Source organism: Bacillus sp. MYb56 (assembly GCF_002976445.1).
In the GTDB taxonomy this organism is placed as follows: Bacteria; Bacillota; Bacilli; order Bacillales; family Bacillaceae_G; genus Bacillus_A; species Bacillus_A mycoides.
In genome coordinates this window covers 1-7,179 of record NZ_PCOH01000081.1, presented here as the reverse complement: position 1 = coordinate 7,179, position 7,179 = coordinate 1, and the positions used below count along the sequence as shown (strand labels likewise).

Genomic DNA, 7,179 nt, shown 5'->3' with positions numbered 1-7,179 from the left:
CATTACTCGGTTAAAATCAAAGTCACTAGATAAGTTTAGACAAAATGAATTAGGGGTACAGCCGAGATACATTTATTTCCAAACACACTTGTGATCACGGATTTCCTTACTATTTTTCAACTTATTATCATACATCCTAATCATACAGTTGGAACAAAGTGTTTTCAGTAGCTAATAGATGGATGATTAGGGTGTACCCATAATAAACAAAACTGCATTTATAAGCCCTACAAATCGCATATGGAAATAAAAGTAAGCCTATGACCTGTTTTTACACGTATCTCGGCTGTACCCCTAGTACAATTATGTAGTAAACTTCATGCAGCCACTGGTACCTTACTCAGCCTTGAGGGCTTAAATAAACGCTTAAATACAAAGGCAGTTTTGTTTTTACAACATATTTTTCTTTATTGTTACAACAAAAACGCTGTGAACAAACACAGACTTTAACATTTAAAATAAATATGTTTATGCGTTTCAATAAAATATGAATACCATCTTAAAAAAACTTTAGATAAATGTAAAAAAAACTTTAGATAAATTTTATTTTTTCTTTCTATAATTTATGCATGAATATGAAAAATCTCTTTAAAAGATACACAACTTTTTTTGTAGTATCGAGGGGTTAAATGAGCTTTATTAACAGCAAAATCTACAATTGACAAGGAGAACACTTTATGAGTAAGAGAATAAACGAATTAGATTCAATACGAGGACTAGCGGCTATCACAGTGGTATTTGGACACTTTTGTTTAATGCTACCATCATTGCCTAATTCTATAAAACTATCGCCTCTTAGGTTTTTATGGGCTGGTGGGGAAGCTGTGATCATTTTTTATGTGCTCAGTGGTTTTGTGTTATCTATGGCACTCTATCATTCAAAAACAAATTATTGGGGATATTTAATTAAGCGATTTGTACGAATCTATATCCCTTATTATTTCTGGATATTCATCACCTTTGCTTTATTTATTTTGTTTTCACCATATGAAGTTACGGGACTACGAGATTGGTTCTATGATAAGTGGCAAGGGCCAATAACAAAATTAGATATTATGAATCACTTTGTACTTCTTAATAACTTTTTTACGGATAATTATAATCCGGTTATCTGGTCATTAGCTCAAGAAATGCGTATATCTATCGTGTTTCCCTTGTTATTCCTTCTGTTTTATAAACAGAGTTGGAAGAAAACGATACTGTTTGCTATGAGCTTTTCTTTAATTGGTATTTTCCTTAATATGTTGCATATTGGGAAAGCTGAGGGGTTTTATAATGGTTATGCCGATACACTGCATTTCACATCTATGTTTATGGTTGGAATGCTACTTTTTAAACATCAGGAAGAACTTACTCAATTATATAGAAGTATGAAAAACTTAAACAGAAAACTTCTTATCGCATTAGGGGTCTTTCTATATCTATATTCCATTTTGATTTATGGGCTTTCTAGTAATGATACTACTTTCTTATTAAAAGATTGGGGTGTCGTAATTGGTGTTAGTATAATAATCATTATGGCAATGAATAACCTAAAGGTAAAAGCTATTTTAAATAAGGGTGTATTTGTATACTTAGGGGAAATTTCATATAGTATCTATTTATGTCATTTTCCAATCACGATGGTACTCTTTAAACTTTTGTATGCAAAGATACCCACCCTTTTTCTTCTTATCTTATGTATTACAACGACAATACTTTGTTCTATATTATCGTATCATTTAATTGAAAAGAAATGTATGAATTGGGCAAAACAAAGAACAGCAAAGTTCAAAAAAAAAGTGTGATACTTGTAGGGGTACGGAAACGATTCTAAGAATAACCCGCCTTGAAAAATCCTCCAATTCAGGCGGTTGTTTTTCTTTAAATTCCTATATTAAACTTTGCAACTAAAAGAAATAATTTTGAGTCCAAAAAGGTACGAATTTTTTATACGAGGAGGAGTATTATATGAAGGATACGATTAAAACACGATTTATTATATTATTCTATATTAGTATTTTAGGTTTAGGAACCATGCTTGGAATATTTTATGTTAAGCATAAAACCAATATTCAAAGAAATAAAGTGATTGCTACCGAAAACCGTTTATTGCAATATGAGCTAACCGTGAAAAGAGAATTAGAAAAATATAATTTAGGAGGTAAAACAGCAGTTTTATTAGGAATTATGTACCAAGAGAGTAGAGGTGAGGGTAACGACCCTATGCAGTCTTCTGAATCACTTGGATTAAAGCCTAATGAAATTCAAGAGACAAGCTTGAGCATTAAACAAGGGGTAAAACACTTTGCTCAAATGTACAAATATGGAACGGAAAAAGATGTTAGCATGGATACAATTATTCAAAGCTATAATATGGGACCAGGGTATATTGATTTTATTGCTAGTCAAGAAGTTAAACAACACTCGGAAGATTCGGCCAAAAATTTTTCTAAGATGAAAGTTGATCAAAATCCAGAGATGTACACTTGTGGTGGAAATAAAAATAATTTTAGGTATCCATATTGTTATGGTGATTTCACATATGTAACAAAGGTGAATGAAAAAGCAAAACTTATTGAAGAACTTCTCCGAAAAAATTCAAAATATAATTCGGAAAATTTTTAATATAAGAACTTTAAGATTCATATGAGAGATCTATTAAATCAGGTCATAGTGATACCCGTATTCTAAAAATAGTCCGACTATATGTCCGGCTCAGATAAGTTTGAAAGAAAATTCCCATATGTTTTGAAGTTTTTGTAGCGGAACCGATAATAATTACTGGATAATTTTGAGCATGTTTAATATATGCTTGCTATTGTAAAATTATATTGATAAATATTAATGTACACATAAAAAACAGGATAGTTCTTATAAAAAGTAAATACCACAATGTCTAGGGGGTTGAAATGGGGGAAAAAATAGTTTTTTTAAAGAAATTAGATAAGAAACTAATATTCATTTTATTCATATTATGTGTCACCAGTATTGTTGCAATATACAGTAGTCAGCAAACAGGACAATATGGTAACCAAAATTTTGCTATGAAACAAATGGTAAATTACGCCATCGGTTTTGTTTTATTATTAATTGTTGCCAATATCGATTTAGATCAATTACAAAAATTAGCTTGGCCGATTTATATTGTGGGGTTCATCTCAATTATCATCTTAAAGGTATTACCAGTATCAAGTTTTACACCTGAAATATCAGGTGCAAAAAGATGGTTTAGATTTCCAATTATTGGTGCTACTCAACCAGCTGAATTTTTTAAGCTTGCCTTACTTCTTCTGGTCGCAAGTTTAGTCGTAAAACATAATGCACAGTATATGGCACGGACATTTCAAACTGATTTACTTTTGATTGGTAAAATATTTTTGATATCTATCCCACCTGCGTTACTTGTATATAGTCAACCCGATACGGGAATGGTGTTCCTATATTTAGCAGCCATTGCATGTATTATATTTATGTCAGGAATTCAAAAAAAGTTAATCATACTATGTACAGGAATTCCGATGACTGTATTGTCTGCTTTAATATTTATATACGTAAAATATCCAGATATTTTCTTCAATAAGTTAGTTACTTTATTAAAGCCTCACCAACAATCACGAATTTTAGGCTGGTTAGATCCATTTCAGCATACAGATCAGGGATATCAAACTCAACAATCACTTTTAGCTGTTGGTAGTGGAGGGATAGAAGGAAAAGGCTTCGGTTCTGGAAATGTTTATATCCCAGAAAAACATACTGATTTCATTTTTGCCACAATTGCCGAAGAAGGCGGTTTTATAGTTGCCACTTTTATAATATGCATATTCTTCTTACTGCTTTCCCGAATACTTATAATTGGTGCTTCCGCAGATAATTTATTCGGCACCTTACTATGCGCAGGAATTGTAGGCGTTCTAATGTTACAATTTTTTCAAAATATCGGTATGATTGTGGGATTAATGCCTGTCAAAGGTATTGCACTTCCATTTTTATCATATGGCGGAAGCTCTTTATTTTCGAACATGCTAATGATGGGGCTTATTCTATCCACACGAAAAACATACAAAGAATATATGTTTTCAGTGAATCAGCACTAAATATCGAATAAGAAGTACTAATACCTTAAACTATTCGTAGAATAACACGAGATGAATAAAAAAGGTTACAGAGATATAATCAAGTATTGTTAATAGACAGAGGGAGGAGAATAATAAACAGTCTTTTCCCTTTGTCTGTAATTAGGGTTCGCATTATCAATATATATACGTTGTAAGGAATTGCTGGAGTGAGTTTTAAGGTTACAAAGGGGTAGCACGCACATTTTAACGTTTTTATACGTTAAGAGATTCTCAAAACGTGAATTATATTTGTCTTAAACACCCCCGTTTTTGAGAATGAATAAGTTGCTTAGAGTAGTAAAATCATCGTTTTTTTTATGTTGAAATTTGCTTAGCGTATATTTTCGTTAAAATGTTGGTGGTAGCCATATAAGTCTCAGGGTCTTTCAGATAAAGATGCAAAAGCCAAAACATTGGAGTATGTTCAGTATCCTGGTGCAAGTGAGCATCACACTGGATTGGCTTTGGATATTATTTCGGTTGAATGGCAGAATACGGTAAAGGATTTGAATGAGCATTTTGATACAACTGATGCTTTTAAATGGTTAGATGAGTATGCTACAGATTATGGATTTATTATTCGCTATCCGAAAGGTAAGGAAAATATTACTGACGTTAAATATGAACCTTGGCACTATCTTTATGTAGGGAAAGATGTGGCGATTTATTTAAAAGAACAAGGTCTAACTTTAGAAGAATATTATCAAAAAATAAAATTTTAAGTTCTGGTGTAAAGATAGTGAAATATGAAAAAATAACATCTGGTACCTAGTGGGATCCGATGGAACAGCTCAAAATTTCCTTGCTTTAAGGGGCAGCATTATTATAAAGAATAGAGATGAAAATAGTTTTTTTAAGAGTGAATCTAAGTTTTATAATATACAGATATAAAAAATATTTACTACTCCCGGTTAACACACTTATTAAATATAAGTATATTTTTGAAGGTGACCTCAATAATTTTAAGTAAATCAACAGAAGAATTGAAAGGCAGGAGAAAGTAGCATGTCAGAAAATTATCGTTCTCGAGAGGAGCGACGACAAGTTAAAAAGAAAAAACAGCCAGTTGCTAAAAAACAAAAACCAAAAGGTAAAACATCATTTTTTCGTAAGTTTTTAATTAGTTGTTTATTACTTGGTATTGTAGGGTTAGTCGCAGGGGTTGCTACCTTTTTCGTTATGATCAAGGATGTGCCAAAACTTGAGAAAGCAAAACTTGTTAATCCGTTATCCTCAAAAATTTATGATAAAAATGGGGAATTGATATATGAATATGGGAAAGAAAAACGAACGAATATTACGTACGACCAAATTCCTAAATTAGTTGAAAATGCGTTTTTAGCGACAGAAGATGCACGATTTTACGAGCACAGTGGCGTAGACTTTCAGGGTACTGCACGTGCAGTTTTAATCAGCCTAAAAGGGGATTACGGCTCTCAAGGTGGAAGTACGATTACGCAGCAAGTTATTAAAAACTACTTCTTATCGAGGGAAAAAACGTCACAGCGAAAGGTGCAAGAAATATATTTAGCGTATAAGCTAGAACAACAGTATTCGAAACATAAAATTTTAGAAATGTATTTAAATAAAATTTACTTAGGTAACCGTTCATATGGAATCGCAACAGCAGTACAAAATTACTATGGTAAGGAATTGAAAGATTTAACACTACCAGAAGTTGCGATGCTTGCCGGTTTACTGAAAGCGCCTAATAACTATGATCCAACGAAAGAACAAAATATTCAAAAGGCAACAGAAAGAAGAAATGTTGTACTTCGATTAATGAATCGACATGGTTATATTACAAAAAAAGAAATGGAAGAAGCATCAAAAGTTCCAGTAACAGAAGGAATTAAGGAAGCAACTGAACAACAAGTAATGCCATATCCTGCGTTTATGGATGCGGTTGTGAAAGAAGTTGAAAAAGAGTTGCCAGATGCTAATATTGGATCTGATGGTTTAGAAATTTATACAACATTAGATCCAAAGGCACAGGATTTTGCAGACAAGCTTTTAAATGAAAATATTATTAATTATCCAAATGAGAAATTCCAAGGAGCTTTCACATTTATGGATACGAAAACAGGAGAAGTTCGTGCAATTGGTAGCGGACGTGGTGAAAATAAAGCTGTATTTAAAGGACATAATATGGCGATTGAATTAGCTCGCTCAGCAGGTTCAACGATGAAACCAATTTTTGATTACGCTCCTGCAATTGAATATTTAAAATGGGCTACTTATCATCAAATTGATGACTCTCCATTTAAGTATTCAACAGGACAAGAAGTTAGAAATGCAGATAGAAAGCATTTAGGACCAGTTACAATGCGTGATGCATTGAAAACGTCCCGAAATATCCCGGCTATTAAAACTGCAAAAGAAGTAGGAATTAATAAATCAAAAGCTTTCTCTGAAAAGTTAGGTATTACATTTGATGTGGCACCGACCGAATCAACAGCGATAGGTACAAATGCAACTTCACCAACTGAAATTGCAGGTGCTTATGCGGCATTTGGTAATGATGGTAAGTATACGAAGCCGCATTTTGTTAAGAAAGTAGTCTATCCAGATGGTAAATCAAAAAGCTTTGAGCAAAAGCCAAAACGAGTTATGAAGGATTCTACAGCATATATGATTACTGATATGCTTCGTACTTTTGTTTCATCTGGATTGGGTACAGCAGCTAATATAGGTTCATTAGATGTAGCGGGTAAAACAGGTACAACAAACTATTCTTTAGAACAAATAGCACAATATAATCTACCAGAAAGTGCAACTCGTGATAGTTGGTTTGCTGGTTATACACCACAATATACTATGGCAGTATGGACTGGATATATAAAAGATAGTAAAGACGATTATATTAGTAGTAAAAATACGAAAATTGCTCAGTTAATTTTTAAAGAAATGATGAGTAAGTTTGCTACAGATAAGTCGCAATTTAAAATGCCGAACAGTGTAGTGCAAGAAGGTAGCGAATTACGTATTAAAGGTGAGAAGCGTGATTCTTCTCCAAATACGACTGAACCGCCAAACAATGGTGGTAGCCAAGGAAATACAACACCGCCAAACAATGGTAGTA

4 protein-coding genes and 1 pseudogene are annotated in these 7,179 nt (G+C 32.7%); all 5 read left to right on the top strand.

Going from position 1 to position 7,179, the window contains the following annotated elements:
- Positions 1 to 677 precede the first annotated feature (677 nt).
- Entirely contained in the window at positions 678 to 1,787 is a 1,110-nt protein-coding gene (locus CQ058_RS30410; protein WP_002193694.1) for an acyltransferase family protein, read from the top strand.
- A gap of 163 nt (positions 1,788 to 1,950) precedes the next feature.
- Positions 1,951 to 2,607: a lysozyme family protein gene (locus CQ058_RS30405; RefSeq protein ID WP_002193693.1), complete on the top strand. Its 657-nt coding sequence runs from the start codon at positions 1,951 to 1,953 to the stop codon at positions 2,605 to 2,607.
- Positions 2,608 to 2,891: 284 nt separating this feature from the next.
- On the top strand, positions 2,892 to 4,076 hold the full coding sequence (locus tag CQ058_RS30400; protein ID WP_002193692.1) for an FtsW/RodA/SpoVE family cell cycle protein: 1,185 nt from the start codon (positions 2,892 to 2,894) through the stop codon (positions 4,074 to 4,076).
- 389 nt (positions 4,077 to 4,465) lie between these two features.
- Positions 4,466 to 4,819 (top strand): annotated as a pseudogene (locus CQ058_RS30395) (M15 family metallopeptidase); the annotation flags it as partial.
- A gap of 283 nt (positions 4,820 to 5,102) precedes the next feature.
- Positions 5,103 to 7,179: transglycosylase domain-containing protein (locus CQ058_RS30390; protein WP_105590214.1), on the top strand; the 2,077-nt coding region annotated here is incomplete at its 3' end.